The sequence below is a fragment of the Streptomyces sp. DT190 genome (assembly GCF_049846985.1).
In the GTDB taxonomy this organism is placed as follows: Bacteria; Actinomycetota; Actinomycetes; order Streptomycetales; family Streptomycetaceae; genus Streptomyces.
The window spans coordinates 26,381-52,900 of sequence record NZ_JBNCNM010000023.1 but is presented as its reverse complement, the minus strand read 5'-3'; the positions used below and the strand labels follow the sequence as shown (position 1 = coordinate 52,900).

Annotated in this window: 23 protein-coding genes; 15 read left to right on the top strand and 8 right to left on the bottom strand. The window is 72.7% G+C overall.

Annotated elements, in window-relative coordinates:
- Positions 1-57: 57 nt before the first annotated feature.
- Positions 58-2,181: a protein kinase domain-containing protein gene (locus ACPXCS_RS31365; RefSeq protein WP_425951300.1), complete on the bottom strand. Its 2,124-nt coding sequence runs from the start codon at positions 2,179-2,181 to the stop codon at positions 58-60.
- Between the two features lie 241 nt (positions 2,182-2,422).
- Here ACPXCS_RS31365 and ACPXCS_RS31360 point away from each other — a divergent pair, with 241 nt between their 5' ends.
- Complete coding sequence (locus tag ACPXCS_RS31360) at positions 2,423-3,148, top strand: hypothetical protein (protein WP_425951244.1); 726 nt, start codon at positions 2,423-2,425, stop codon at positions 3,146-3,148.
- 100 nt (positions 3,149-3,248) lie between these two features.
- Here the strand turns inward: ACPXCS_RS31360 and ACPXCS_RS31355 are convergent, their stop codons facing one another.
- The gene (locus ACPXCS_RS31355) at positions 3,249-3,830 is read right to left on the bottom strand and encodes a biotin transporter BioY (protein WP_425951243.1); all 582 of its coding nucleotides are present in this window, start codon (positions 3,828-3,830) and stop codon (positions 3,249-3,251) included.
- 424 nt (positions 3,831-4,254) lie between these two features.
- Here ACPXCS_RS31355 and ACPXCS_RS31350 point away from each other — a divergent pair, with 424 nt between their 5' ends.
- Both ACPXCS_RS31350 and ACPXCS_RS31345 read left to right on the top strand, forming a co-directional pair.
- On the top strand, positions 4,255-5,637 hold the full coding sequence (locus tag ACPXCS_RS31350) for an amino acid permease (RefSeq protein WP_425951242.1): 1,383 nt from the start codon (positions 4,255-4,257) through the stop codon (positions 5,635-5,637).
- Between the two features lie 135 nt (positions 5,638-5,772).
- Entirely contained in the window at positions 5,773-6,420 is a 648-nt protein-coding gene (locus tag ACPXCS_RS31345; protein ID WP_425951241.1) for a superoxide dismutase, read from the top strand.
- 123 nt (positions 6,421-6,543) lie between these two features.
- Here ACPXCS_RS31345 and ACPXCS_RS31340 read toward each other — a convergent pair whose 3' ends face one another.
- From ACPXCS_RS31340 to ACPXCS_RS31330, 3 genes are all read right to left on the bottom strand, one after another.
- Positions 6,544-7,167, bottom strand: coding sequence for a histidine phosphatase family protein (locus ACPXCS_RS31340; RefSeq protein WP_425951240.1), 624 nt, complete (start codon positions 7,165-7,167; stop codon positions 6,544-6,546).
- Positions 7,168-7,498: 331 nt separating this feature from the next.
- The gene (locus ACPXCS_RS31335) at positions 7,499-7,654 is read right to left on the bottom strand and encodes a hypothetical protein (protein ID WP_425951239.1); all 156 of its coding nucleotides are present in this window, start codon (positions 7,652-7,654) and stop codon (positions 7,499-7,501) included.
- A 143-nt stretch (positions 7,655-7,797) separates the two neighbouring features.
- Positions 7,798-9,267, bottom strand: a complete 1,470-nt coding sequence (locus ACPXCS_RS31330) for an FGGY-family carbohydrate kinase (protein WP_425951238.1) — start codon at positions 9,265-9,267, stop codon at positions 7,798-7,800.
- Positions 9,268-9,423: 156 nt separating this feature from the next.
- Here ACPXCS_RS31330 and ACPXCS_RS31325 point away from each other — a divergent pair, with 156 nt between their 5' ends.
- The 10 genes from ACPXCS_RS31325 to ACPXCS_RS31280 are packed head-to-tail and all read left to right on the top strand — an operon-like array spanning position 9,424 to position 19,292.
- Complete coding sequence (locus ACPXCS_RS31325) at positions 9,424-10,845, top strand: ABC transporter substrate-binding protein (protein WP_425951237.1); 1,422 nt, start codon at positions 9,424-9,426, stop codon at positions 10,843-10,845.
- Between the two features lie 3 nt (positions 10,846-10,848).
- Positions 10,849-11,733, top strand: a complete 885-nt coding sequence (locus ACPXCS_RS31320; RefSeq protein ID WP_425951236.1) for a carbohydrate ABC transporter permease — start codon at positions 10,849-10,851, stop codon at positions 11,731-11,733.
- A complete protein-coding gene (locus tag ACPXCS_RS31315; protein WP_425951235.1) occupies positions 11,730-12,554 on the top strand; it encodes a carbohydrate ABC transporter permease in 825 nt (274 codons plus the stop codon). The genes ACPXCS_RS31320 and ACPXCS_RS31315 overlap by 4 nt, the downstream gene beginning before the upstream one ends.
- Positions 12,551-13,639, top strand: a complete 1,089-nt coding sequence (locus tag ACPXCS_RS31310) for an ABC transporter ATP-binding protein (RefSeq protein ID WP_425951234.1) — start codon at positions 12,551-12,553, stop codon at positions 13,637-13,639. Before ACPXCS_RS31315 ends, ACPXCS_RS31310 begins: the two co-directional genes overlap by 4 nt.
- On the top strand, positions 13,636-14,460 hold the full coding sequence (locus tag ACPXCS_RS31305; RefSeq protein WP_425951233.1) for a DeoR/GlpR family DNA-binding transcription regulator: 825 nt from the start codon (positions 13,636-13,638) through the stop codon (positions 14,458-14,460). The genes ACPXCS_RS31310 and ACPXCS_RS31305 overlap by 4 nt, the downstream gene beginning before the upstream one ends.
- The gene (locus ACPXCS_RS31300) at positions 14,438-15,517 is read left to right on the top strand and encodes an ABC transporter ATP-binding protein (protein WP_425951232.1); all 1,080 of its coding nucleotides are present in this window, start codon (positions 14,438-14,440) and stop codon (positions 15,515-15,517) included. The genes ACPXCS_RS31305 and ACPXCS_RS31300 overlap by 23 nt, the downstream gene beginning before the upstream one ends.
- Positions 15,514-16,545, top strand: coding sequence for a 2-hydroxyacid dehydrogenase (locus tag ACPXCS_RS31295; protein ID WP_425951231.1), 1,032 nt, complete (start codon positions 15,514-15,516; stop codon positions 16,543-16,545). Before ACPXCS_RS31300 ends, ACPXCS_RS31295 begins: the two co-directional genes overlap by 4 nt.
- Positions 16,546-16,564: 19 nt before the next feature.
- Positions 16,565-17,989 carry an FGGY family carbohydrate kinase gene (locus ACPXCS_RS31290; protein ID WP_425951230.1) on the top strand — a complete coding sequence of 475 codons (1,425 nt, stop codon included), beginning with the start codon at positions 16,565-16,567 and terminating at the stop codon, positions 17,987-17,989.
- 26 nt (positions 17,990-18,015) lie between these two features.
- Complete coding sequence (locus ACPXCS_RS31285) at positions 18,016-19,071, top strand: glycerophosphodiester phosphodiesterase family protein (protein ID WP_425951229.1); 1,056 nt, start codon at positions 18,016-18,018, stop codon at positions 19,069-19,071.
- Entirely contained in the window at positions 19,071-19,292 is a 222-nt protein-coding gene (locus ACPXCS_RS31280) for a hypothetical protein (RefSeq protein ID WP_425951228.1), read from the top strand. Before ACPXCS_RS31285 ends, ACPXCS_RS31280 begins: the two co-directional genes overlap by 1 nt.
- A gap of 3 nt (positions 19,293-19,295) precedes the next feature.
- On the opposite strand, the gene ACPXCS_RS31275 is transcribed toward ACPXCS_RS31280, so the two are convergent.
- The gene (locus tag ACPXCS_RS31275; RefSeq protein WP_425951227.1) at positions 19,296-19,931 is read right to left on the bottom strand and encodes a DsbA family protein; all 636 of its coding nucleotides are present in this window, start codon (positions 19,929-19,931) and stop codon (positions 19,296-19,298) included.
- A gap of 138 nt (positions 19,932-20,069) precedes the next feature.
- Here ACPXCS_RS31275 and pepN point away from each other — a divergent pair, with 138 nt between their 5' ends.
- Together pepN and ACPXCS_RS31265 are read left to right on the top strand one after the other, a co-directional pair.
- Positions 20,070-22,646 (top strand): aminopeptidase N, encoded by a 2,577-nt coding sequence (gene pepN, locus ACPXCS_RS31270; RefSeq protein ID WP_425951226.1) that lies wholly within the window; start codon positions 20,070-20,072, stop codon positions 22,644-22,646.
- A gap of 196 nt (positions 22,647-22,842) precedes the next feature.
- Positions 22,843-23,883: a hypothetical protein gene (locus ACPXCS_RS31265; protein WP_425951225.1), complete on the top strand. Its 1,041-nt coding sequence runs from the start codon at positions 22,843-22,845 to the stop codon at positions 23,881-23,883.
- A gap of 15 nt (positions 23,884-23,898) precedes the next feature.
- On the opposite strand, the gene ACPXCS_RS31260 is transcribed toward ACPXCS_RS31265, so the two are convergent.
- Together ACPXCS_RS31260 and ACPXCS_RS31255 are read right to left on the bottom strand one after the other, a co-directional pair.
- Complete coding sequence (locus ACPXCS_RS31260) at positions 23,899-25,656, bottom strand: TIGR03767 family metallophosphoesterase (protein WP_425951224.1); 1,758 nt, start codon at positions 25,654-25,656, stop codon at positions 23,899-23,901.
- Between the two features lie 231 nt (positions 25,657-25,887).
- The gene (locus ACPXCS_RS31255; protein ID WP_425951223.1) at positions 25,888-26,346 is read right to left on the bottom strand and encodes an NUDIX hydrolase; all 459 of its coding nucleotides are present in this window, start codon (positions 26,344-26,346) and stop codon (positions 25,888-25,890) included.
- Between the last annotated feature and the right edge of the window lie 174 nt (positions 26,347-26,520).

Genomic DNA, 26,520 nt, shown 5'->3' with positions numbered 1-26,520 from the left:
CGGCCGGGCCTGCGGCGCGGTGCCTTCGGGCACGCGCCGCAGGCCCTTTTCGTTGCCCTACAGCACCGTGAAACTGTCCTTGACCTTCTCGTAGGTGCGCAGGGCCTCCGTTTCGACGGAGGCGTCGTACCAGGTGTTGACCTGGTACGACGTCCCCTTCACGTTGAAGCCGAGCAGACGGGCGTGCCAGTGGACGCCCTTCAGGGTGAAGGTGTACTCCCAGACGACCGCGGGGTGGCCGCGGAACGTCGTCTCCTCCAGGCGGATCTTGCGGTAGTCCTGGCCCTGCTGGGCGTTGCGCTCGGAGGTCTGCCAGGTCTGCAGCAGGTCGCCGCGGGCCAGGGACGACTTGCCGACCAGTTCCTGGGAGCCGTCCGGCGAGGTGTAGTGCACCTCGGCGCCGGTCTTCACGTCCCGCCGCCAGCCGTCGGGGGTCGCCCAGGCGAAGCCGCCCGCTTCCCGGTGGGTGCCGGGCGGCAGGCTGTGCGGCCTGGCGGTGCCCTCCACGGTGGGTGACGGGGTGGGTGACGGGGTGGGGGACGCGGAGGCCGTGGAGCCCGCGCGGGTGGGTGTGCCGTCCGGCGGGGTGGAGGAGGTGGCCAGCAGGATCGCCACGACGGTGCCGGCGGTGGCGACGGTGGCCGCCGCTGCCGCGAGGGCCGTGCGGCGGCGACGGTGGTGGTGCCGTGTGCCGGGGCGGCGGCGGGGGGTCGCGGGGCCCGGGAGTTCACCGGGCGGCAGGGGGGCGGGACTCGGCGTCGGCCCGGGGCGGGGACGGCGCTCGGTCTCTGCTTGCGCGCGGGTGAGGGAGACCGCGCGAGTTCCGGGCTCACGCCCGGCCCGGACACCGGGCAGACCCTGCCCGGGCCCCGGAGTCAGGCCCTGCCCCGGATCCGGGCGTGGACCCGGTGCCGTTTCCGGGCGCTGTCCCGGGTCCGGGGCCGGGGCCCTATCCGGGCCCGGTGCCGTTTCCGGGCCCTGCCCCTGGTCCGGGGCCGGGGCGCTGTCCAGGGCCCGGGCGCTGTCCGGGGCCGGGGGCCTATCCGGGTCCGGGGCCGGGTCCGGGGCCCTGTCCGGGGCCCTGTCCGGGTCCGGCGCCCTGTGCATGGCCGGGGCACTATCCGGGGCCAGGGCACTGTCCGGGGCCAGGGCACTGTCCAGGGCCAGGGCACTGTCCAGGGCCAGGGCACTGTCCAGGGCCGGGGCACTGTCCAGGGCCGGGGCACTGTCCAGGGCCGGGGCACTGTCCAGGGCCGGGGTGCGGTCGAAGCCCGGCTTCGGACTCGGTGGGTCCGGCGGAGCTCCGGTCGACGCCGGGCCGGAGGCGCCCGGCTCCGGTGTGCGCACCGCCACCGTGGGGGTCGGTGACGGGAACGCCACCGGCTCCAGGGCCGTTTCCAGGTCCTCCAGGGTCGGGCGGGTCGTCGGGTCCTTCTCCAGGAGGGACCTGAGGATCTCGCGCAGCGGGCCCGCCGTCACCGGGAGTTCGGGCTCCTCGTAGAGGACCGCGTGCAGGGTCGCCAGCGTGGTGTCGCGGGAGAACGGGGAGCGGCCGCCCAGGGCCGCGCAGAGGGTCGCGCCGAGGGACCAGATGTCGGACGGCGGGCCCTGGGGGCGGCCGGAGATGCGCTCGGGGGCCATGTAGTCGGGCGAGCCGACCAGCATGCCGACCATGGTGAGCGCCTTGGCGTCCTGGATCGCGGCGATGCCGAAGTCCGTGAGGACCACGCGGCGGGCGCGCGAACGGGCGCGGAGGGCTGAGACGTTGCCCTCGGCCCGTCCGGATCCGGCCACCGCGCCCGCGTTCTCCACCAGGACGTTCCCGGGCTTGATGTCCCGGTGCAGCACGCCCCGTTCATGCACCTGCCTGAGCGCCGCGACCAGGCCGAGTCCGATCCGGGCGGTCTCGAAGGGGCCGAGCGGGCCCTCCTCGGCGAGGACGCGTTCCAGGGAGCGGCCGTCCACCAACTCCATGACGATCCACAGGCGTTCGCCCTCGTCGACGACGTCGTAGATCCGCACGACGTTGGGATGGTCGATGCGGGCCGTGGCCCGGGCCTCGCGCAACGTCCGTTCGCGGCGCGTCCTGCTGTCCTCCGCGTCGAGTCCGTCGATGCGCATTTCCTTGACGGCGACCTGCCGGTCGAGTATTTCGTCGGCGGCTCGCCACACCCGCCCCATTCCCCCCTGGCCGATACTTTCGACCAACCGATAGCGTCCCGTCACCAATACCCCTGGAACACCGCCGCTGTTCGTATTCCCCGGCAATCCGCTGCCCCCCTCCACGACGCCGCGACCGACTCCAGTGAAACACAACGGTCACACTTCGTGCCGCACCAGGATAGTGCGGCGAAATCTTGTGGTACCTCTTTCATTGCTGCGAATTCAGGCGCAGCCCAGGGGGACGCAAGGGGGGACGAACATGAGTTCTCGTCGTAGGGCCGTGGTCGCGGGACCGCTGGTCGCGGCATCATTCTCAGCGGTGCTGATCCTTTCGGGCACCGCCGGCGCGCAGGACGAAGGGCCTGCGAGCAGCAAGGGGGGAAAGGTCGTCGACAAGGCACCGGACGGGGTGGATCTCACCACGCTGCTGCCGGAGAAGATCTCGGTCGACAACGGTTCGGAAAAGACGGCCATTACCGCCACGGTGAAGAACGAGGGGACCAAGGACAGCGGACCGATCAGGCTGTTGGTCGTCGGATTCGACGGGCTTGCCGTCAAGAACGTCGAAGGCTGTTCCGCGATAGCCGAGAAGGACCTTCCGGAGGGTTCGAACAGCGGTTTCGCCTGCCCGCTCGACAATCTCGCGGCGGGTAAGTCGCAGTCGTACGCCGTCGACGCGACGTACGACCTGGGAAAGGCCGGGAAGATCTGTCTGCCCGTGCAGACGAGCGAGGGGAAGAAGACGTTCTGGCAGCAGGGTCCGGTGCCGTTCGGCACGACCAACCCGTCGCCGGACGCGCCGGCCACTCCCCTGCTGCTCGGCACGGACAACGAGCCGGCGGGCCCGGGCCGCAAGGAGCTTCCCAGGACGGGTCCGGCGCGTGATCTGCTGCCGCTGGGCGCGGCCGGCACGGCGCTGCTGGGCGCGGGCGTGGCCGGTCTGTGGTGGTCGCAGTGGCGGCGGTCCGCGGTGCGGGAGGGCTGATCCGGCCCCTTCGCGGGGTGACGAAAGGAAGAGGCCCACCGGGACGGTTCGTCCCGGCGGGCCTCTTCCGGCTCGCGTGAGGCCGGCGCGGCGCGCGAGGTCAGCGCTTGTTCGCGAACTTCCACGCCGTCGGCAGCGCGCCCATCGCCAGGGCGGCCTTCAGCGCGTCGCCGATGAGGAACGGCGTGAGGCCGGCCGCGATCGCCGCGGTGGCGGACATGCCGGTGGCGAGGGCCAGGTAGGGCACACCGATGGCGTAGATGATCGCCTCGCCGACGAGCATCGTGCCGGCCATGCGCCACACCGAGCGGTCGGCGCCGCGGCGGGCCAGGGCGCCCACGACGGTCGAGGCGAGGATCATGCCGAGGATGTAGCCGAAGGAGGGGGCGACGCCGGAGGAGGCGCCCGCGAACCACGGCACGCCGGCGATGCCCGCCACCGCGTACAGCGCCAGGGCGAGGAAGCCGCGGCCGGCCCCGAGGGACGTGCCGACGAGCAGCGCGGCGAAGGTCTGGCCGGTCACCGGCACCGGGGAGCCCGGCACGGGCACGGAGAGCTGGGCGGCGAGGCCGGTGAGCGCGGCGCCGCCGAGCACGAGGGCCGCGTCCCGGACACGGGAGGCGGGGAGCAGGTCGGCGAGGACCTGTCCGGTGCGGGCGGACGTGGCGGCAGCGGTGCTCATGGGGACTCCGCGAGGGTGAGGGCCGGTGGGACACCGTGACGCTATCCCAGCGCCCTCGGCCCGATCACCGTCAGCGGTCGACAAAGGCGCGAACCGGCACTTGGTCGGCTCCGTACAAAGAGTGGGGGTTACACCGAGTACGGCGTGACGCCGGTCACGGTGCTCGGGTGCCGTGCGACACGGGTGGGGCGGGGGGCCCGTCTGTAGGTTTCCCACCAAAGGCGCCGGGACGCCGTGCCCCGGGTCGCGACGGGCACGACCTCGGGGCGCACCGCCGCGCGCCGGGGGTGCGGTCGCCGCGCGAGCACACTGAGCGACGTCGCCGTCCACATCGTGGGATGCCCCTTCGCGCAGATGGGGGCGCGTTCGAGACTGGCGGCGTTTTGCCCTCGCACGCCCCTCACGCATTGGACGAGCCGCGCCCATGCCCAGCAGCACCACCACGAAGACGCCGACCGGCACGGACGGCGTCTCCCTCTCCCACGGCCTCAAGCAGCGCCACCTGTCGATGATCGCCCTCGGCGGCGTGATCGGCGCCGGACTGTTCGTCGGCTCCGGCGCCGGCATCGCCGCGGCCGGTCCGTCGATCGTGATCGCCTACGCCCTCTCCGGTCTCCTCGTGATGCTGGTGATGCGGATGCTGGGCGAGATGTCGGCCGCGTATCCCTCCTCGGGTTCCTTCTCCGCGCATGCCGAGCGGGCGATCGGCCCCTGGGCCGGGTTCACGGCCGGCTGGTCGTTCTGGGTCCTGCTGTGCACGGCGGTCGGTCTGGAGGGCATCGGCGCCGCGAAGATCGTCAGCGGCTGGCTGCCGGGCACGCCGGAGTGGGCGTGGGTGGCGCTGTTCATGGTCGTCTTCTGCGGCACGAACCTGGCGGCGGTGAAGAACTTCGGCGAGTTCGAGTTCTGGTTCGCGGCGCTGAAGGTCGCCGCGATCACCCTGTTCCTGGTCCTCGGCGTCCTGGCGATCCTCGGTGTGCTGCCCGGCACCGACTCGCCCGGCGCGGGCAACCTCACCGACTTCCTGCCGCACGGCGGCGAGGGCCTGGTCATCGGCCTGCTCGCGTCGGTCTTCGCCTACGGCGGCCTGGAGACGGTGACCATCGCGGCGGCCGAGTCGGAGAACCCCGTCCAGGGCGTGGCGCGCGCGGTCCGCACCGCGATGTGGCGCATCGCGCTGTTCTACATCGGCTCCATGGCCGTCATCGTCACGCTCGTCCCCTGGGACTCGAAGGAGGTCGTCGAGAAGGGCCCGTACGTCGCCGCCCTCGACGAGCTCGGCATCCCCGGCGCCGGCCAGCTGATGAACGTGGTCGTGCTGGTGGCCCTGCTGTCCGCGATGAACGCCAACATCTACGGCGCCTCCCGCATCGCCTACTCGCTGGTGGAGCGCGGGCAGGGCCCGAAGGGGCTGGGCCGGGTCTCGGGCGGGGTGCCGCGGATCGCCGTCCTGGCCTCCTCCGTGTTCGGGTTCCTGTGCGTGCTGCTGAGCTACTGGCGGCCGAACGACGTCTTCGCGTGGCTGCTGAACATGATCGGCGCGGTGATCCTCGTCGTGTGGATCTTCATCGCCGTCTCGCAGCTTCGGCTGCGCCGCCGGATGGAGCGCGAGGCGCCCGAGAAGCTGGTCGTGCGGATGTGGGCGTTCCCGTGGCTGACGTGGCTCGCCCTGGCCGGCATGGCCGCGGTCTTCGTCCTGATGGCCCGGGAGCCCGGCACGCGGGTGCAGCTGTACTCGACGGGCGGGATGACCCTGGCCCTCGCGGCCGTCGGCTACGCCTGGCAGAAGGCGCGCGCCCGGCGGTAGACGTCCGGACGCGTCAGGCCCCCGCGGGACACGCGGGGGCCTTTTTGCGTGCCCTGGGCAGCCGCCGGCGCCCTATTGCTGCTAGCGTGCAGTTGCAAGCCTGTTGCAATAAGAGGTTCGGAGGGGACCCCGCCCATGCCCGTCTACACGCTGCCCGACCTGCCGTACGACTACGCGGCACTCGCCCCCGTGATCAGCCCGGAGATCATCGAGCTGCACCACGACAAGCACCACGCGGCCTATGTGAAGGGCGCCAACGACACGCTGGAGCAGCTCGCCGAGGCGCGGGACAAGGAGGCCTGGGGGTCGATCAACGGGCTGGAGAAGAACCTGGCCTTCCACCTCTCCGGGCACATCCTGCACAGCATCTACTGGCAGAACATGACGGGCCCGAAGGACGGCGGCGGCGAGCCGCTCGCGCAGGACGGCGTGGGTGAGCTCGCGGACGCGATCACCGAGTCCTTCGGCTCCTTCGCCCGTTTCAAGGCCCAGCTGTCCAAGGCCGCCGCGACCACGCAGGGCTCCGGCTGGGGGGTGCTCGCCCACGAGCCGCTGAGCGGCCGGCTGATCGTGGAGCAGGTCTACGACCACCAGGGCAACGTCGGCCAGGGCGCGACCCCGATCCTGGTCTTCGACGCCTGGGAGCACGCCTTCTACCTGCAGTACCGCAACCAGAAGGTGGACTTCATCGAGGCGATGTGGCAGGTGGTCGACTGGCAGGACGTGGCCCGGCGCTACGAGGCCGCGAAGTCCCGGGCGGACGTGCTGCTGCTGGCCCCGTAGCCGCCGAGGCCCCGAGCCTCCCGTGGAGCGTCCTGCCTCGTGATCGTCTTCTCACCCTTCACGAACGGCAGGCGGAGTGAGGGAGACCCCCGCGAGGACGTGACTCGCGGGGGTCTTCCGTGTCTACGGCGCGTCCGCCTCACAGGGCACGTTGAGGGAGAGGAGCGCGGCGGAACCGTCGGTGTGCAGGCGCAGTTCGCTGATCGCCGCGTTCCGCAGCCGCGGGAAGACCCTGCGGTACTCCTTCGCGGGGATCGACAGCAGGCTGCACAGCACCAGGCGGAGCAGGGTGTTGTGGGCGACGACCAGGACGCGTCCGCCCGGGTGCGCGGCGGCGATCTCCCGCAGGGCGCGCACCCCCCGGGCCGCCGCCGCGGCCGGGTCCTCGGCGCCCGGGAAGGAGTTGGCCACCGGGTCGGCGCGGTAGGCCGCGGCCCATTCCGGGTCCTCGGCCTCGAACTCGGCGAGCGTGCGGCCCTCGACCACGCCGAAGTCGCACTCGCGCAGGTCGGGTTCGAGCTGCGGGGTGAGGCCGAGGGCACGGCAGGCGGGGTCGGCGGTGGCGACGGCCCGGGACAGCGGGGAGGTGCGGATCGCGTCGACCGGGTGGGCGGCGGCCCAGCGGCCGAGGGCCTGCGCCTGGGCGCGTCCGGTGTCGGTGAGGCCGATGTCGCTGACGCCGGCGTAGCGGTTCTCGGCGTGCCAGACGGTCTGCCCGTGCCGGGCCAGCAGGAGGGTCGTGGTCATGGGCCGGTCCGTTCGCGTGCGGTCGGGCGGTCGAGGCGGGGCGGCACCGGCGGTGCCGGCACGCCGGGGCGGGGCCGCACCAGGGTCCAGGTCATGACTGCCCCGTGTCCAGATGCGGCCGGCTCCGGGCGTGTTCCGCCACCGGGGCGGACAGCCGGGCCCGGAGGGCGTCGACGGGGCGCGCGTGCGGCTCGGCCGAGGCGGCCGTGCGGGTGGGGCGGGGGCGCGTAGGTGACCTGGTCAGGACCGCCCGTGCCCAGGCGTGACCGGGACCGCGCGTACGGCTCGGCCAGGGCAGCCGTGCGGGCGGGGCGCACCAGCAGGGGCCCGATCACCACTCCCCCGTGTCCAGGTGCGACCGGGACCGGGCGTGTTCCGCCACCGGGGCGGACAGCCGGGCCCGGAGGGCGTCGGCGGGGCGCGCGTGCGGCTCGGCCGAGGCGGCCGTGCGGGTGGGGCGGGGGCACGCCTGCGGAGGGCTGGTCATGGCTGGCCCGTGTCCAGGCGCGACCGGGGCCGGGCGGGTTCCGCCACCGCCGCCGACGGCCCGGAGGGCGTCGGCGGGACGCGCGTGCGGCTCGGCCGAGGCGGCCGTGCGGGTGGGGCGGGGGCACGCCTGCGGAGGGCTGGTCATGGCCGGCCCGTGTGCAGGTGCAGTCGGGACCGGGCGTGTTCCGCCAGCGGGGCGGGTAGCCAGCCGCGGTCTCGGAGGGCGTCGAGCAGACGCCCGTACGGCTCGGCGAAGGCGCTCGTGCGGGCGGGGCGGGGTTCGAGGACGGTGCGGACGCGGACCATGCGCTCGGCCACGTCGGCGAGCGTGCCGGCCCTCGACGCCCCGAACGCGGCCAGCGCCGCCATCCCCAGTGCCGGTTCCGTCTGCTCGGGGACCCGGGCCGGGCGGCCCAGGATGTCGGCGCGCAGCTGGTTCCAGTACGGGCTGCGCGCGCCGCCGCCGGTGAAGGTGAGCGGGCCGTCGAGGGGGGCGCCGAGGTGGTGCAGGTAGTCCAGGCAGAGCCGTTCCGCGAAGCCGACGCCCTGCAGGAGCGCGGCCCACCGGTCGGCGTCGTCCGCCGGGTCGCCGAGCAGCAGGGCGGTGGCCTGCGGCGCCCGGAACGGGAACCGCTCCCCCGGCGAGACGAGCGGGTAGGCGATCGCGCTCGACGGCTCGAACGCCCGGGCCCGCTCGTCCAGCAGGGCCGGGTCGGCCTGCGGGAAGTGCGCGGCGAGCGCCCCGGCGCCGACGCTGGAGGCCCCGCCGGGCAGCCAGCCGCCGTCCGGGGCACGGTGGTTGTAGACCACGCCCGTGGGATCACGGACGGGGTCGCGGGCCGCGCCCTTGAGCACGAGGGTCGTGCCCAGCACCGAGTTCCAGGAGCCGGGCCGCAGCGCGCCCGAGGCGATCTGGGCCGCGCAGCCGTCGGTCATCCCGGCGAACACGGGCGTGCCGGCGGGGATGCCGGTGGCGTCGGCGGCGGCCGGGCCGACCTCGCCGAGCGGGGTGCCCGGGCGGACCACGTCCGGCAACAGGCCCTCGGGCACGCCGAGTCCGGCCAGTACGGACTCCGGCCAGGCGTCGTGCTCCACGTCGTAGCCCGTCTTGAGGGCGTGGCTGGAGTCGGCCGGGGGTGGTGCGCCGGTGAGGCGGGTGACGATCAGGTCGGGCTGGTGGGCCAGCCGCAGGCCGGGCCCGTACTCCCCCACCAGCCACAGCGCCTTCGGCAGCGCCCAGGTGTCCTGGACCGCGAGCCCCGCCTCCCTGACCCGCGCCGCCTCCCGCGCGGCGCGTCCGTCGTCGTACATCAGCGCCGGGCTCACGGGCCGGCCCGAGGCGTCCGTCAGCAGCACCGTGCCGGAGGTGCCGCACACCGCGAGCCCGCCGACCGGCGTGCCGGAGGGCGCCGCGCCGAGGGCCGCCCGGGACGCCGTGCACAGCGCGGCCCACCAGCGCACCGGGTCCTGCTCGTGCCGCACCCCCTCGCGCCGTCCGGTCAGCGGGGCCGAACCGCTGCCGAGGACCGTGCCGTCGGTGGTGACGAGCAGCACGCGGACGCTCTGCGTGCCCAGGTCGACGCCCAGCCAGGCCGCACCCTCGTCCGCCATCCGGAACCTCCCACGCCGTCGCAGCCGGATCTGTGAACTTCTCACTGTGCCCCGATATTTTCCCGTGCGCGAGGGATTGACGCCCAACTTCAGCCGTTCCACTCTCTGTTAGCGAGTCGACTCGACGTGTTAACCAGGCTCCACTCGGAGGTACGGATGGACACGCACGTGCACGACCGCCGGCGCTTCCTCGCCCTCGCCGCCGGGGCCGCCGCCGCCCCGCTCCTGACGGCCTGCGGCGCCGGTTTCGGCGGGAACGACAGCAAGAGCGACGGGTCCGCCGCCGACGACGTCACCGGCTCCTTCGACTGGCGGCGGGAGAAGGGCACCACCGTCAAGGCGCTGCTCAACAAGCACCCGTACACGGACGCCCTCATCGCCGACCTGAAGTCCTTCACCGCGAAGACCGGCATCGAGGTCGAGTACGACGTGTTCCCCGAGGACAACTACTTCGACAAACTCACCGTCGACCTGTCCAGCGGGCGCGCCTCCTACGACGTCTTCATGCTCGGCGCGTACATGGTCTGGCAGTACGGGCCGCCGGGCTGGCTGGAGGACCTCGGGCCCTGGATGCGCAACTCCGCCGCCACCGGCGCCGAATGGGACCGGGCGGACTTCTTCCCGAACCTGCTCCAGGCCGGCCAGTGGTCGCTGAAGGCGGGCGCGCCGCTCGGCCGGGGCGGGCAGTACGCGCTGCCCTGGGGCTGGGAGACCAACGTCGTCGCCTACAACACCGAGGTGTTCGGCAAACTCGGCCTGAAACCCGCCGAGTCCTTCGACGAGCTGACCGAACTCGCCGCCACCCTCAAGCGGAAGGCGCCGGGCGCCGGTTACGACGGCATGTACGGGATCGCCGTACGCGGGTCCAGGAGCTGGGCGACCATCCACCCGGGCTTCATGACGATGTACGCCCGCAACGGGCTGAAGGACTTCACGGTCGACGGCGGCAAGCTCACACCGGCCATGAACAGCCCCGAGGCGGTGGCCTTCACCGAGGACTGGGCGCGGATGGTGAAGCGGGGCGGACCGCCGTCCTGGACCTCGTACACCTGGTACCAGTGCTCCAGCGACCTGGGCGCGAAGAAGGCCGGGATGCTGTTCGACGCCGACACGGCCGCCTACTTCCAGGCCGTGGAGGGCGCGAGCCCCGCCTCGGGGAAGATCGCCTTCCACCCCGGCCCGAAGGGACCGGACGGCTCGCTCGCCACCAACATGTGGATCTGGTCGCTCGGCATGAACGCCAAGAGCAAGAAGAAGAGCGCCAGTTGGCTGTTCCTGCAGTGGGCGACCGGCAAGGAGCACCTGCGCAGGAGCGCGATCACGCACAACCACATCGACCCGGTGCGCAGGTCCGTCGCCGAGGACCCCGCCTACAAGGACAAGATGCGGTCCCTGCCGGGCTTTTTGGAGACCTTCGAGGCGGTCGTCGACCAGACGAAGATCCAGTTCACCCCGCAGGCGCAGTTCTTCGACGCGACGACCAGCTGGGCGGCGGCCCTGCAGGAGATCTACGGCGGCAAGGGCGCGCAGTCCGTCCTGGACGGGCTGGCGGGCGACCTCGCCGGCAAGGTGGGCTAGCCGATGGGGTGGCGGCTCACCCTGCGCCCGTATCTGCTGATCGTCCCCGCCCTGCTGCTGACCTGCGGGATCCTCTACCCCTTCGGGCTCGGGCTGTACTACACGCTGTTCGACTTCTCGGCGAGCAAACCGCAGCCGGACCTGGTGCGGTTCGACAACTACAGAGCCGTCTTCACCCAGGAGGCGTTCTGGAACTCGGCGTGGGTGACCGTGCTGTACGCGGTCGGGGCGGCGCTCTCGGAGACGGTCCTCGGCGTGACCGTCGCCCTGCTGCTGCACCGCTCCACCCTGATCGGCCGGGTGCTGGAGAAGATCCTGATCCTGCCGCTGATGATCGCCCCGGTGATCGCGGCGATCATCTGGAAGCTGATGCTCCAGCCGTCCGTGGGGGTCGTCAACCACCTGCTGCGGCCCTTCGGCCTGGGCGGGGTGCAGTGGACCGACACCCCGACGGGCGCCCTGCTGTCGTCGATCGCCGTGGACGTGTGGGTCTACACCCCGTTCGTGGCGATCCTCGCCCTGGCCGGTCTGCGGTCGCTGCCCGCCTCCCCCTTCGAGGCGGCGGCCGTGGACGGCGCGGGGTGGTGGTACACCTTCCGCCGGCTGACCCTGCCGATGCTGTGGCCGTACGTGCTGGTCGCGGTGATCTTCCGGTTCATGGACTCGCTGAAGGTGTTCGACATCATCTACGCCCTGACCGAGGGCGGGCCAGGCGACTCCACGGTGGTGCTGCAGATCCGGGCGTACCTGGAGGCCATCCGCTTCCAGCGCTACTCGTTCGGCATCTCCTACACGATCGTGCTGTGGGCCGTGGTGTACCTGGCCGCGATGGTGCTGGTGAAGCACCTGGGGAAGATCCAGCGGAAGGCCGCGGAGGTCACCACATGAGGAAACGCGTCCCGGGGTGGCTGTGCGACACCGCCCTCGTCCTCTACTTCGTCTTCGCGCTGTTCCCGATCGCCTGGATGGTGATCCTGTCGCTGAAACCGGCCGACCAGCTGTTCTCCACCTACTTCTCCTTCTCCCCCACGCTCGACGGCTACCGGACGGTCCTCGGCGACAGCGAGGGCATCCCGTTCGTGCGGTTCTTCGTCAACAGCCTGGTGGTCTCCGTGGGGGCGGTCGCGCTGTCGCTGGTGGTGGGCCTGCCGGCGGCGTACGCCTCGGCCCGGTGGCGGTTCAGGGGCTCGGAGAACCTGATGTTCACCCTGCTGTCGTTCCGCTTCGCACCCGAACTGACCGTGATCATCCCGCTGTTCGTGCTGTACCAGAAGCTCGGGCTGTTCGACACGTACGTCGGCATGGTGTGGGTGCTGCAACTGGTGACGCTGCCGCTGATCGTGTGGATCATGCGGTCGTACTTCGCCGACCTGACGCCCGAGCTGGAGCAGGCCGCCCTGCTGGACGGCTACACCCGCAAGCAGGCCTTCTTCAAGGTGGCCCTGCCGCTGGTCAAGCCGGGCATCGCCGCCGTGTCGCTGCTGGCGTTCATCTTCGCCTGGAACAACTTCGTCTTCCCGCTGATCCTCACCTCCAACGAGGCCCAGACGGTGACCGTGGGCGCCCTGTCCTTCCTCGGCGGCGACCGGCCCAAGTACAACCTCACGGCCGCCGCCGCGCTCGTCTCCGTCGTACCGCCGCTGCTGCTGGCGCTCACCATCCAGCGCTACCTGGTGCGCGGCCTGTCGTTCGGGGCGGTGAAGTCGTGATCGCACTGAGCGGGATACGGAAGGCGTACGGGAAGACCCTCGCGCTCGACGGGCTGGAACTGGAGGTGCGGGAGGGCGAGTTCTTCTGCCTGCTGGGCCCGTCGGGCGCCGGCAAGACCACCACCCTGAAGACCGTCGCGGGACTCGAACAGCCCGACGCGGGCACGGTCGCGCTCGACGGCAGGGACATGCGGGGCGTCGAACCCTACGACCGGGGCGTGGCGATGTGCTTCGAGAGCTACGCCCTCTACCCGCACCGCTCCGCCTACGACAACCTCGCCTCGCCCCTGCGCTCGCCGCGGCACCGGCTGCCCGCCGCCGAGGCCCGGGAGCGGATCGGCGCGATCGCCGAACTGCTCGGCATCTCCGGGCTGCTGGACCGGCCCGTGGGCCGGCTCTCCAACGGCCAGCGCCAGCGCGTCGCCCTCGGCCGGGTCCTGGTGCGCCCCGCCCGGGCGTTCCTGCTGGACGAGCCGCTGTCCCACCTCGACGCCAAGCTCCGCCAGCAGATGCGGGCCGAGCTGAAGGCCATCGGGGCCGTGCAGCGCACCACCACCCTGTACGTCACCCACGACTCCGTCGAGGCACTGGCGCTCGGCGACCGCATCGGGGTCATCCGCGAGGGGCGGATCGTCCAGACGGGCACCCGCGAGGACATCTGGTACCGGCCCCACGACACGGAGGTCGCGCGGGCCTTCGGCCGGCCCCGGATCAACCTGCTGCCGGGCGTGGTGACGCAGAGCGGGGTGCGCGCGGACGGCGGTGTGGAGCTGCCGCTGCGCGCGCGGGCCGCGCCGGGCACGGACGTCCTGGTCGGCCTGCGCCCCCGGGACCTCGCCCTGCGCGGAGAGGGCCACGAACTGACCGGGACCGTGTACGTCACGGAGGTGCTCGGCCGGTCCGTCGAGGTCACCGTCCGCCTCGGGACCGGGGAGCGGCGGGTGTCGCTCGTGGCGCCCCGGGCGGACGCGGCACGCCTTCGTCCGGACGATCCCGTACGGCTCGTGGTCCGGCCTGAGAACCTGCTGCTGTTCGAGGCCGACCGGCCGGAACGACCGGGACGACGGATAGAGACACAGCCATGAGCAACAGCAGCGGTGGACAGCAGGGGCCCGCGGCGCGGCAGGCCGCCATGGCCGAGCAGGTGCTGGCCGACGGCTCGGCGACGGCGGCGGAGCTCGCCGAGCGGTTCGGGGTGAGCCTGATGACCATCCACCGGGACCTGGACGAGCTGGAACGGCAGGGCGTCGTACGGAAGTTCCGCGGCGGGGTGACCGCGCAGCCGTCGGGGGTGTTCGAGTCGAACGTGCAGTACCGGCTGAAGACCATGCGCGCCGAGAAGGCCGCCGTCGCCGGGCACGCCCTGCGGATGGTCGAGCCCGGCATGGCGATCCTGCTGGACGACTCGACCTCCACCCTGGAGATAGCCAGGCGGCTGCGCACCGGCGAGGTCACGCCCCTGACGGTCGTCACCAACTTCCTGGAGGCGATCAACCTGCTGGCCGACCAGCGGGGCATCCATCTGATGGCCCTGGGCGGCGACTACGACCCACTGCACGCGTCGTTCCTCGGGGTGTCGTGCGTGGAGGCGGTCGAGCAGCTGCGGGTCGACGTGTGCTTCGCGTCGACGTCGGCCGTGCACGGGGGCTACGCCTACCACCAGGAACAGCACATCGTGTCCGTGAAGCGGGCGATGCTCGACGCGGCCGCCCGCAACGTCCTGCTGATCGACCACACCAAGCTGGACCGGGTCGCCCTGCACCGGGTCGTCCCGCTGTCCCGCTTCGACACGGTCCTCGTGGACGACGGGGCGTCCCCGGAGGCACTGCGGGATCTGGACGAACACAAGGTCCGTTACGAGGTTTGCGCGATGAAGGGCGGCCATGACGGGACTGGAGCTACGTGAGCTGAGGAAGACCTACCGGTCCCGGGGGCGGCCCGCCGTGGAGGCCGTGCGCGGGATCGACCTGGACCTCCGGTCCGGGGAGCTGCTCGGGCTGCTCGGGCCCTCCGGATGCGGCAAGTCGACGACCCTGCGGATGATCGCCGGGCTGGAGTCCGTCACCGGCGGCGACATCCTCGTCGGCGGGGCGTCGGTGGTCGAACGGCCCGCCCGGCAGCGCAACATCGGGGTCGCGTTCGAGAACTACGCGCTGTATCCGCCGCTGTCGGTCGCGGAGAACCTGGCGTTCGGGCTGAAGGCCCGGCGCCGGTCCGCCCGCGGCGACGTCGACCGCAAGGTGAGGGAGATCGCCGAGCGGGTCGGTCTGACCGAACTCCTGCAGGCCCGCCCGGCCGGCCTGTCCAGCGGCCAGAAGCAGCGCGTCTCGCTGGCCCGGGCCCTGATCCGCGAACCGGACGTGCTGCTCCTCGACGAGCCGCTCTCGCACCTGGACGCGGCCCAGCGCGACACCACCCGCCGCGAACTCAGACGCATCCAGAAGGACCTCGGCCACACCACCATCCTGGTCACCCACGACCAGGAGGAGGCCCTCTCGCTCGCCGACCGGATCGCCGTCATGAAGGACGGCGTCATCCAGCAGCTCGGCACGCCCTACGAGATCTACGACAGCCCGGCCAACGTCTTCGTCGCGGACTTCGTCGGCGAACCCGCGATCACCCTGCTGCCCGGCACCGCCGACGGCGACGGCCACGCCCGCCTCTCCGACGCGGTGCGCATCGCGCTGCCCGTGCCGGTGGAGCGGGGCCGTGAGGTGGTGGTCGGCATCCGCCCCGAGGACGTCCGGCTCACCGCCGGTGACGGACTGCCCGCCCGGGTCGTCGCCCACGAGCCGCTCCTGGAGTCGGGCCTGGCGACCCTCACCCTCGACGGTGTCGCCCGGCACCTGGTCGTCCTCACCGACCCCGAGGCACGGCTCGCCCACGACGAACCGGTCCGGGTCGCCGCGGACCTCGCACACACCCATGTCTTCGACGCCGAGACAGGAGACTCCCTTCGATGACTGCCGAGAACAGCGTGCGGGTCGTGGCCGCCGGTGATCACTTCGTGCTGCCGTCGCTGATCGCCCGGGCCGTGCGGCGTGAGGTGGAGCGGGCCGAGGTGCGGCAGCTGCGGCTCGGCTGGCCGCTGGAGCCGTTCGGGCCGGTCGCCGAGGTGCGCGAGGCCAGTGACGCCGAGGACGAGATGATCGAGGCGCTGACCGGTGCGCAGGTGCTGGTCACACAGATGGGGCCGGTCACCGGGAAGGTCCTGGCCGCCTGCCCGGACCTGCGGCTGGTCGTGGTGTGCCGGGGCGGGCCGGTCAACGTCAACCTGGAGGCGGCCGGGCAGCGGGACGTGCGGGTGTGCTTCGCGCCCGGCCGCAACGCCGCCGCCACCGCCGAGTTCACCCTCGGCCTGATGCTCTGCGCGCTGCGCCGCATCCCGCAGGCCCACGAGCCGCTCGCCCGGCGCGGCAGCTGGGAGGGGGCGACGTACTACACGTACGAGCAGAGCGGCCACGAGCTGGAGGACCTGCCCGTCGGGCTGGTCGGCTACGGGGCCGTCGGCAGTCGGGTCGCGCGGGTGCTGTGCGCGTTCGGGGCGCGGGTGATGGTGTACGACCCGTACGTGCACGGGGAGATCCACGGCCTGCGTGTCACCTCGCTCGACGACCTGCTGCGCCGCTCGCGGGTGATCACCCTGCACGCCCGGCTCACCCCCGAGACGCGGGGGCTGATCGGCGCCCGGGAGCTGGGCCTGCTGCCGCCCGGGGCGGTGGTGGTGAACGCGGCCCGGGGTCCGCTGCTGGACGAGGACGCGCTGTGCGACGCGCTGGAGAGCGGCCGGGTGTCGGCCGCCGCCCTCGACACCTACGAGCAGGAGCCGCTGCCGGTGGCGTCGCGGCTGCGGGGCTTCGCCGAACGCGTGGTGCTGACGCCCCACTTGGGCGGCGCCTCGCGCGCGGTGGCGGAGAAGGCCGCGCGGATCGCCGCCGCCGAGGTGGGCCGCTGGGTGCGGGGAGAGCCGCTCGCGCACTGTCTGACCTGAGGACCCGGAGGAGAGCCGCATGTACGTCGGTATCGATGTGGGCACGTCCATGGTCAAGGCGGCGGCCTTCGACGCCGCGGGCCGTCAACTGGCGGTCCGTTCCCGGCCGGTGGAGCTGTCGCTGCACGGCGGTCTCGTCGAGCAGGACATGGAGGAGGTGTACGGGGCTGTCGTCGGCGTGCTCGGGGCGCTGACCTCGGCGGTGGCGGAGCCGGTGGAGCTCGCCGGGCTCACCGGGCAGGGCGACGGGGTGTGGCTGGTGGACGGCGAGGGCCGGCCGGTGCGTCCCGCCGCCTCCTGGATGGACGGGCGCGCCCACGAACTGGTGGACCGCTGGCTGGCGGACGGCACGTTCGAGACGGTGTTCCGGCGGACCGGGGGCGCGCTGTTCCCCGGGAGCCCGGGGCCGCTGCTGGCCTGGCTCGACCGCCACGAGCCGAAGGCGCTGGACTCCGCCCGGGCCGCCCTGTACTGCAAGGACGTGGTGTTCCAGCGGCTGACGGGAGCCGGTCCGGCGACCGACGTGTCGGACGCGTCCATGCCGTTCCTCGATCCACGGACCCGGGCGTACGACGACGAGGTCGTCGCCCTGCTCGGGCTGGCCCACCGGCGGGACCTGCTGCCCCCGGTGAGCGACCCGGTCGCCACGGCCGCGGCACGCGGTGAGGGCCTGCCGTCCGGCACCCGGATCGCCAACGGCCCCTACGATCTGCCGGCCTGCGCGCTGGGCGCCGGGGTGACCTCCCCGGGTGACGGGCTGCTGATCGTCGGCACCTGCCTGGCCGGGCTGGTGGCCACGAGCGAGCTCGACCTGACCGGCGAACCGGCCGGGCTGTACATCTCCACGGACCGGCCCGGGCACTGGCTGCGGGCCATGCCCGCGATGGTCGGCACGGCGGCCCTGGACTGGGTGCTGTCCACGACCGGCGTGCGGCACGACGAGGTGGACGGCCTGCTGGCGCGGACCCCGCCCGGGGCGCACGGCGTGCGCGTACTGCCCTACTTCGCGCCCTCCGGGGAGCGCGCCCCCTTCGTGGAGCCGCGGCTGCGCGCCGAACTGACCGGCGTCAGTCTGGAGTCGACCCGGGGGGACCTGATCCGTGCCACCTGTGAGGGCATCGGCTACGCGGCCCGGCACTGCCTGGAGGCGGCGGGTCTGACGGGGACCCTCGCCGTCTGCGGCGGCGGCACCCGCAGCCCCGCCTGGATGCGGCTGCTGGCGGACGTGCTGGGGCGGCCCCTGCGGGTCGTCGAGGGCGAGGTGGGCGCGCGGGGGGCGGTGCTGGCGGCGGCGGAGCGGTTCGGGGCCGGGCTGGACGCCCAGGCGTGGACGCGGCCGACGGCCGTGGTCGAGCCGGATGTGGACCGGGCCGCTGCCTACACCCGGGGCTACGCGGAGCACTTGGAGCGGCTGGCCGGGGCGCGGGCCCGGGCGCGCGGCTGAACGTCCCACCGACGAAGGGAAGTTGCATGCAGCTCGGACGGAGAACCCTCCTGCTCGCGGCGGCCGGAGGGACGGCCACGGCCGCGGCCGGCGCCCCGGCGGCCGCGGCCGCCCCCCGTACGCGCGGCCCGGTCGTCATCGGCCACCGCGGCGCGGCCGGCTGGCGCCCGGAGCACACGGTGGCCTCGTACACCCACGCCGTGCGGACCGGCGCGGACTGGATCGAACCGGACCTGGTGCCGACGAAGGACCACGAGCTGGTGGTCCGGCACGAGAACGAGATCTCGCAGACGACCGACGTGGCAGTCCGCCCGGAGTTCGCGGGCCGGCGCACGACGAAGACGGTCGACGGCCGGGCGGTCACCGGCTGGTTCACGGAGGACTTCACGCTGGCCGAGCTGAAGACGCTGCGGGCGGTGGAGCGGCTGCCGGCGGTCCGCAACCGCAACACCGTCTTCGACGGGCGCGAGCGGATCCTCACCTTCCAGGAGGTCGTGGACCTGGCGCGGCGGCTGTCGCGCGCGCACGGCAGGACCGTCGCCGTCTTCCCGGAGACCAAGCACCCCACGTACTTCCGCTCGATCGGACTGCCGCTGGAGCCGGTGCTGGCCTCGGCCGTCCGCCGCAACCGGCTCGGGCGGCGCGAGTGCGTCGTGCAGTCCTTCGAGCCGACGAGCCTGGAGCGGATCGCCGCGGAAGGGCTGGGCGTGCCGCTGTGGCAGGCGCTGGGGACGACGGGCGGGCCGTACGACCTGGTCTCGTCGGGTGATCCGACGACGTACCGGGACATGATGAGCCCGGCGGGGCTCGCGCGGATCGCCGCCCACGCGGACTGGATCGGGCCGGACAAGTCCTCGGTCGCCGGCACCTCGCTCGTCGCGGACGCGCACGCGGCGGGGCTGCGGATCGGGCCGTACACCTTCCGCGCGGAGAACCAGTTCCTGCCGGAGCGGTTCCGGCGCGGGAGCGGAGCGAACGATTTCGGGGACGCGTTCGCGGAATACGCGCTGTACTACGACCTGGGGGTCGATGCGGTCGTCACCGACTTCCCGGACCTGGCGGTGGCGGCGAGGAGAAGCTGATGTTCTTCAAGGACAAGCACTGCCCGACCTGTCCCGGCAGCGGCACCCAGGTGTTCGCGCCGCTCAAGCCCGAGGAGAGAAAGGCCATCGGGACGCGGCGCACGGATCTGTGGCGGTGCACCGCGCCGGGCTGCCGGTGGTACCAGCCGTGGGACCACCAGGCGGCCGGGGGCCGGCTCCCGGAGGAACTGCAGAACCCGGGAGCCGGCGCCTCGGCGTGAGCCTCAGAGGTTGGAGAAGTCCGGGCCCTTGGTGCGCGTGCGCTTGATCTCGTAGAAGCCCGGCACGGAGGCCACGGCGAGGGTGCCGTCCCACAGGCGGGCGGCCTCCTCGCCCTTGGGGGCCGGGGTGACGACCGGGCCGAAGAAGGCGATCTGCTCGCCGTCGGCGCCGGGCACGGCGATGACCGGGGTGCCGACGTCCTGGCCGACCTTGTCGATGCCCTCCTTGTGGGAGGCGCGCAGCTCGGCCTCGTAGGGGGTGGAGTCCCAGTGCTCCATGAGGGAGTCGGGCAGGCCCACGTCCTTCAGGGCCGCGGCGACGGTCTCCTTGCCGTGGCCCTCGCCCTGGTTGTGGATGCGGGTGCCGAGCGCGGTGTAGAGGTCGCCGAGCACCTCGGCGCCGTGCTCCTGCTGCGCGGCTATGACGATCCGGACGGGGCCCCAGCCCGTCTCCAGCAGCTCGCGGTACCGCTCGGGCAGCTCGTCCAGCTTGTTCTCGTTGAGGACGGAGAGGCTCATGACGTGCCAGCGCACCTTGATGTCCCTGACCTTCTCCACCTCCAGCACCCAGCGGGAGGTCATCCATGCCCAGGGGCACAGCGGGTCGAACCAGAAGTCGACGGGGGTCTTGTCCGACATGTCTCTCCTCGTGAGGCAACCGTTTCTCCGGGAAACGCCCGTGTGCTCCCCGGCCATTCCCGGCTGACCGGCGTCAGGGGCTCGTGGCAGGATCGGTGCTGTTCAGCCGTATCCCACGACGCTTGAGGAGTCCCGCCCGTGCCCGGTGAGAATCTGTCCCGCGACGAGGCCCGCGAGCGGGCCGCCCTGCTGAGCGTCGACGGGTACGAGGTGTCCCTCGACCTGCGGTCCGCGGTCGGCGAGGACAGCGGTGACGGGCCCCGCACCTTCCGCTCGGTCACGACGATCCGCTTCCGGTGCAACGAGCCCGGCGCGAGCAGCTTCGCCGACCTGATCGCCCCGAGTGTGACGTCCGTCTCACTCAACGGCCGTGACCTGGACCCCGGAGAGGTGTTCGACGGCTCCCGGATCACGCTGGAGGACCTGGCCTCTGACAACGAGCTGGTGGTCGACGCCCAATGCGCCTACTCCCGCACCGGCGAGGGACTGCACCGCTTCGTCGACCCGGAGGACGGCGAGGTGTACCTGTACACGCAGTACGAGCCGGCCGACTCCCGCCGGGTCTTCGCCAACTTCGAGCAGCCCGACCTCAAGGCCCCGTACCGCTTCGAGGTGCGGGCCCCCGAGGGCTGGACGGTGTGGAGCAACGGAGCCGGTGAACGGGCCGACGGGGTGTGGCGGTTCGCGGAGACGCGGCCGATCTCGACGTACATCACCTGCGTGGTGGCGGGCCCGTACCACTACGTCACGGACACGTACACGCGCACCTTCGCGGACGGCACCACGCTGGAGATCCCGCTCGGCGCCCTGTGCCGCAAGGCCCTCGCGCCCCACTTCGACGCCGACGACGTCTTCCTGGTCACCAAGCAGGGCCTGGACTTCTTCCACGACCACTTCGACTACCCGTACCCGTTCGGCAAGTACGACCAGGCGTTCGTGCCCGAGTACAACCTGGGCGCGATGGAGAACCCGGGGCTGGTGACGTTCCGGGAGGAGTTCATCTTCCGCGGCAAGGTGACCCAGGCGTCCTACGAGGGCCGGGCCAACGTCGTGCTGCACGAGATGGCGCACATGTGGTTCGGCGACCTGGTCACCATGGAGTGGTGGGACGACCTGTGGCTGAAGGAGTCCTTCGCGGACTTCATGGGCGCGTTCTCCCTGGTCGGCGCGACCCGCTTCAGCGAGGGCTGGATCACCTTCGCCAACCGCCGCAAGGCCTGGGCCTACCGCGCGGACCAGCTGCCCTCCACGCACCCGATCACGGCCGACATCCGCGACCTGCAGGACGCCAAGCTCAACTTCGACGGCATCACGTACGCCAAGGGCGCGTCGGTGCTCAAGCAGCTGGTGGCCTACGTCGGCGAGGAGGCGTTCCTGGAGGGCGCCCGGCGCTACTTCAAGCGGCACGCCTACGGCAACACCCGCCTCGGTGACCTGCTGTCGGTGCTGGAGGAGACCAGCGGCCGGGACATGAGCGCCTGGTCGCGGTCCTGGCTGCAGACGGCCGGGGTGAACGCGCTGACGCCGCAGGTGCTGCTGGACGCCGACGGCCGCGTCGAGGAGCTGGCGGTGGTGCAGGAGGCCGCCGAGTCGCACCCGGAACTGCGCCCGCACCGGGTGGCGGTGGGCCTGTACCGGGTCGCGGACGGGGCGCTGGAGCGGTACGCGCGGGTGGAGACCGACGTCGACGGCGCCCGCACGGTCGTCGCCGAGCCGGCCGGTGCCGACGCCCCGGACCTGGTCCTGGTCAACGACGACGACCTGACCTACTGCAAGATCCGTTTCGACGAGACGTCGCTGGCCACCCTGCGCGAGCACCTGGGGTCGGTCACGGACCCGCTCGCCCGCGCCCTGTGCTGGTCGGCGCTGTGGAACATGACCCGGGACGCGCTGCTGCCGGCGCGGGACTTCGTGGACCTGGTGCTGCGGTTCGCGGGGCGGGAGTCCGGGATCGGCGTGCTGCAGATGCTGCACGCCTGGGCGGAGTCGGCGGTCACCCACTACGCGGCGCCGGCCCGTCGGGAGACGGCCGCCCGGCTGCTGGCCGAGGGCGCGCGGCGCGAGCTGTACGCGGCGGAGGCGGGCAGCGAGCACCAGCTGGCCTGGGCGCGCTTCTTCGCCCGGACGGCCACCGCCGAGGCCGACTTCGAGCTGCTGGGGGACCTGCTGCGGGGCACGGCGACGGTCGAGGGCCTGGAGCTGGACCAGGAGCTGCGGTGGGCGTTCCTGGAGCCGCTGGCCGCGCACGGGGCCGTGGACGAGAAGGTGCTGGCCGAGGAGCTCGCCCGGGACGACACGGCCTCCGGCAAGCGGCACCAGGTGCGCTGCCTGGCCGCGCGCCCGTCGGGGGCGGTCAAGGCGCAGGCGTGGGCGCAGGTCGTGGAGTCGGACGCGCTGTCCAACGCCATGGTCGAGGCGACCATCGCGGGCTTCTCGCAGGGCTCGCAGCGGGAGTTGCTCGCGCCGTACACCGAGAAGTACTTCACGGCGATCGAGCGGGTCTGGGACGAGCGGTCGATCCAGATCGCCATGCACGTGGTGCAGGGCCTGTTCCCGTCGCTGCAGCAGTCCCGGCGGACGCTGGACGCCACGGACGCCTGGCTGGAGGCCCACCGGGAGGCGGCCCCGGCGCTGCGCCGGCTGGTGCTGGAGGCCCGGGACGACCTGGCGCGGGCGCTGCGCGGACAGGCGTGCGACGAGGCCGCTGACCAGTAGCTTTGGCCTGAGATCGGGGCGTTCCGGCTTCGTTACGAACTGCGTGCCCGATGAGCCGTAACCCCTGGTCCGCACCCGAACGGACCAGGGGCTTTCGGCATCCGAACATTCGTCCTTTAGTGCTGGGTTGTCCGTGTTTGTCGACGGAGCTGTAACAGCGGTTCAAGGACGCCCCGGACGCGGGAAATTGCCGGTCATGACCCACAACACCCCGCTCTCCCCGCGCCCCCTGCACGACCTGTCCGCCGGCGGCCGGCCCCGCGTCATGACGGCGGCCCAGCTCCGCTCGCGCGGAGTCTCCACGGCCGAGACGAACGAGCAGTGCCGCCCCGGCGGCCCCTGGCAGCAGCTCCTGCCGGGCGTGGTCCTGCTCCACCCGGGCCCGCCCACCAGCGAGGAGCGGCTGCACGCGGTGCTGATGTACGCGGCGCGGGAGCGCGGCACCGGGGTTCCCGTCCAGCCCGGCGCGGGCACGGCACACGCCCCCGCCTACCCGGAGGTGATGATCACGGGGCTGGCCGCGCTCACCCTGCACGGCTTCTCCTCCACGCCCCCGCTGCCGTCGCTGGACGCGTTCGACGTGCTGGTCCCGCGCATGCGGCGGCTGCGCTCCACCGGCTGCGCGCGGATCGTCCGCACTCCCGCGCTGCCCGACCCGGAGCAGGTCACGGGCGTGCCGGTGGCCCCGGTGGCCCGGGCCCTGGCCGACGCCGTGGCCGGACTGGCGGACGCGGGCGTGGTGCGCCGGCTGATGACGGAGGCGGTGCGCGGCGGCCACTGCGACCCGGCCTCCGTGGTGCGCGAGCTGACCCAGGCGCGGCTGCTGAGCCGTCCGCACGTGGTCGACGCGGTGGACTCCCTGCTGGCCGAGGGCCGCTCCATCGCCGAGGACCGCCTGTACCGGATGGTCCGCGAGTACGGCCTGCCCGACCCGGCCTGGAACGTGGACCTGCGCCTGCCCGGCGGCCCCTACCTCGGCGGCCTCGACGCGTACTGGCCCGACCACGCGGTGGCGGTCGAGCTGGACACCCGGGCGCCCCGGCAGCACGACGACGCCGTGTGGTCGGAGTACGCCCGCAAGCGCGAGCACCTGGAGCGGCTCGGGATCACGGTCGTCCACATCACGCCCAGGAAGCTGCGCGACTCCCTGGAACAGCAGGCGACCGTGGTCCGCACGGCGCTGATGGCGTCGGCCGACCGCGAACCGGCCGCCTACGTCCTGGTCCTGCCCCGGTAGGGGGCGTCGCGGGTGTCAGCCCTTCTTCAGGACCAGTTCCGTGTTGCGGTCCTTGGGGTTGCCGCCGAGGGTCGTGCTCGCGCCCGGGGCGTTGAGGGACAGCTCGCGGTAGAGGGCGGCCAGGCCGGTCTGGGAGAGGTCGGAGAAGTCCGTGCGGTGCGGGGCCGAGGACTCCACCAGCGTGGTGAACAGGGAGATCGTGCCGTCCTTGTTGTCGGCCAGTTCGATGACCCGGGCGAGCTGCGGGAAGTCGACGTGGGAGGCGGTGGAGATCTCCCAGAAGGAGCGGCCGTCGGGCGCGGAGTGCGGCGTGATGACGTTCTTGTGGATGTGGCCGTTCACCCAGGCCAGCACGTTGCGGTGGCTGCCGAGCAGGGCCAGCAGCTCCGGGCCGCCCAGGCGCCGCTCGCCGGGACGGGCCGGGTCGGGCCGGGTGTTGGTCATCGTCTTGCTCGTGTGGTGGCTGAAGACGACCGCGTAGGAGTCCTTGTTCTCCCGCAGGGTCCGGTCGAGCCACCTCAGCTGGGCCGAGCCGATGGAGCCCTCGTAGTGGCCGCCCGCGTCGGTGGTGTCCAGGCTGATGCCGATGACGTCGTCGGAGATGCGGAAGGCGTAGTACTGGGTGCCGGCGTCCAGGTTCGCCGAGGAGTAGCCGTGGCCGACGGGGCCGACGCCCCGGAAGGCCGGGTCCAGGTGCGCCCGGACGTACTCGGCGGTCGTGAAGGGTGCGCGCCGTTCGTCGGGGGTGACCGGACGCATGGCGCGCGCGTGGGACTTCAGGAAGTCGTGGTAGCGGACGCCCTGCGGGTCGCGGGCCTTCTTGATGAGTGTCTGGAGCTGCTTGGCCTCCGCGGCCGTCACGTCCATCAGCTTCCTGCCGCCGACGGCCAGGTCCGTGAGGTAGGAGTCGCCGTGGGAGGCGTAGCAGCCCATCGGCAGGGAGTCGTGGTTGCCGACCGTCGAGTACCAGGGCAGGTTCAGGCCCGGGCTCTGCACCTCGCGGATCGCGGCCTTGAGGAAGCCGTCCAGGCGGGGGAAACCGGCCTGCTTGTCGCTGTCGCGCAGCGCGGCGTCCGGCTGCCAGTACAGCTTCAGACCGCTGTTCTGGACGCCCTCGTAGCGGCGCGGGTCGCCGGTGTTGGGCGTGATGCGCCCGCCGCTCATGATCTTCAGGAACCACTCCAGCTCGGACTTGGCGTTGTTGTCCGTGTTGTCGCCGGTGGTCATGGCGAAGTGCAGCGGGGCGCCGGTGACGGGGGCGCCGCGCAGCGCGTTGATCCGCTCCACGAGCGCGATCGCGCCCTGCACGGTGAGCGCCTCGTGCGGCCGCCAGGCGTGCACGTCGGCCGAGCGCAGGTACTCCAGGCGCAGCGGGTGCTGGGCGTCGATGATGTGCAGGTCGGTGAGCTGCACGAACGCCGCGAGCGCGGTGCGGCGCCCGGCGCGGCCGGACTTGGGCGCGGCCAGCTCGGAGCGCACCACCCGCTGCCACCCGGGCCCGTCCCCCAGGCGCCGGTATCCGGCTCCGGCGCGCGGGGTGGCGACGGACGCCACGGTGGTGCCCTTGGTGTAGGGGGCCAGTGGAGCGGCCGGTGCCTGCCGCGAGGAGGCGGCGACGGCCTCGGTGGCCTGACCGGCGGTGGCGGCCTGGCTGTCGCTGGGCCGCAGGGCGTAGCCGGCGCCTGCGGAGAGGGCGACCGCGCCGGTGGCGGCGAGGACGGAACGGCGGTGGATGCCCTGGCCGGAGCCGGCGGCTGAGCGTGTGCGCGACATGCGCTTCTCTCCCCGAGTGCGAACGCGTCGGCAGTGGTCGCGGGGCGTTCGTGACGTGCACACCCCGCTCGTACTGGATCGTTGGCACCGGGAATGACCTGCGCGTGAACAAGGCGGCAACGCGCAGCGCAGTTCACCGTACGTGGATCTCCGGCCACCCCGCGCGTCGTCGACCGCTCCGGGAACGGCCCGGAGCCGGTCACGCGGCGTTCATCTTCCGGGGTACCCGGCCTACTCCAGGGCGCCGGCCAGCCGTCCGGTCACCGGGCGCTCCCGCCACATGCGCAGGGCGATGTCGACCAGCGACACCCGGACCAGACCGGGCACCGCGTCCAGGTCCTGCCAGGCGGCGAGGTCGGTGGAGCCGTTCACCTCGTAGCGCAGTTCACCGCCGGTGACGCGGCCCTCGTAGACGAACCGGACGGCGTGGTGGTCGGTGGTGCGTCCGAAGCCGTCGCGGAAGACACGGCGGGAGGAGTCCACGCCGAGCAGCCCGGTCACGTCGATCCGGTAGCCCGTCTCCTCCTCGACCTCGCGCCGGACGGTGTCGTACGGATCCTCGCCGTGTTCCATGCCGCCGCCGGGCACGACCCACTCGGGGGTGCCGTCCAGGGCGGGTGAGCGGGCCAGCAGGATCTGTCCGTCGCGGACGCATATGGCGTAGGCCGCCACCCTCAACTTCTGTCGCACTCCGGGACGTTAACCGATTTCGCCGCCTTCGGGACTGATACCCGCAAAACGCACCGGGGGTTTTCCCCATACATCCATTTCGTTTCGGTCAACCCTCCCCAAAGAACTTCCCCTTGCGTAAGGCTGTGCGATCGTCCGGGCTCGCCGTTCCGGACCGTGACGACCGGGACCGAT

Coding starts and splice junctions, on each gene's coding strand:
- ACPXCS_RS31365 (WP_425951300.1), bottom strand. CDS start 2,181: ATGGGGCGGGTGTGGCGAGCCGCCGACGAAATACTCGACCGGCAGGTC.
- ACPXCS_RS31360 (WP_425951244.1), top strand. CDS start 2,423: ATGAGTTCTCGTCGTAGGGCCGTGGTCGCGGGACCGCTGGTCGCGGCA.
- ACPXCS_RS31355 (WP_425951243.1), bottom strand. CDS start 3,830: ATGAGCACCGCTGCCGCCACGTCCGCCCGCACCGGACAGGTCCTCGCC.
- ACPXCS_RS31350 (WP_425951242.1), top strand. CDS start 4,255: ATGCCCAGCAGCACCACCACGAAGACGCCGACCGGCACGGACGGCGTC.
- ACPXCS_RS31345 (WP_425951241.1), top strand. CDS start 5,773: ATGCCCGTCTACACGCTGCCCGACCTGCCGTACGACTACGCGGCACTC.
- ACPXCS_RS31340 (WP_425951240.1), bottom strand. CDS start 7,167: ATGACCACGACCCTCCTGCTGGCCCGGCACGGGCAGACCGTCTGGCAC.
- ACPXCS_RS31335 (WP_425951239.1), bottom strand. CDS start 7,654: ATGACCAGCCCTCCGCAGGCGTGCCCCCGCCCCACCCGCACGGCCGCC.
- ACPXCS_RS31330 (WP_425951238.1), bottom strand. CDS start 9,267: ATGGCGGACGAGGGTGCGGCCTGGCTGGGCGTCGACCTGGGCACGCAG.
- ACPXCS_RS31325 (WP_425951237.1), top strand. CDS start 9,424: ATGGACACGCACGTGCACGACCGCCGGCGCTTCCTCGCCCTCGCCGCC.
- ACPXCS_RS31320 (WP_425951236.1), top strand. CDS start 10,849: ATGGGGTGGCGGCTCACCCTGCGCCCGTATCTGCTGATCGTCCCCGCC.
- ACPXCS_RS31315 (WP_425951235.1), top strand. CDS start 11,730: ATGAGGAAACGCGTCCCGGGGTGGCTGTGCGACACCGCCCTCGTCCTC.
- ACPXCS_RS31305 (WP_425951233.1), top strand. CDS start 13,636: ATGAGCAACAGCAGCGGTGGACAGCAGGGGCCCGCGGCGCGGCAGGCC.
- ACPXCS_RS31300 (WP_425951232.1), top strand. CDS start 14,438: ATGACGGGACTGGAGCTACGTGAGCTGAGGAAGACCTACCGGTCCCGG.
- ACPXCS_RS31295 (WP_425951231.1), top strand. CDS start 15,514: ATGACTGCCGAGAACAGCGTGCGGGTCGTGGCCGCCGGTGATCACTTC.
- ACPXCS_RS31290 (WP_425951230.1), top strand. CDS start 16,565: ATGTACGTCGGTATCGATGTGGGCACGTCCATGGTCAAGGCGGCGGCC.
- ACPXCS_RS31285 (WP_425951229.1), top strand. CDS start 18,016: ATGCAGCTCGGACGGAGAACCCTCCTGCTCGCGGCGGCCGGAGGGACG.
- ACPXCS_RS31280 (WP_425951228.1), top strand. CDS start 19,071: ATGTTCTTCAAGGACAAGCACTGCCCGACCTGTCCCGGCAGCGGCACC.
- ACPXCS_RS31275 (WP_425951227.1), bottom strand. CDS start 19,931: ATGTCGGACAAGACCCCCGTCGACTTCTGGTTCGACCCGCTGTGCCCC.
- ACPXCS_RS31265 (WP_425951225.1), top strand. CDS start 22,843: ATGACCCACAACACCCCGCTCTCCCCGCGCCCCCTGCACGACCTGTCC.
- ACPXCS_RS31260 (WP_425951224.1), bottom strand. CDS start 25,656: ATGTCGCGCACACGCTCAGCCGCCGGCTCCGGCCAGGGCATCCACCGC.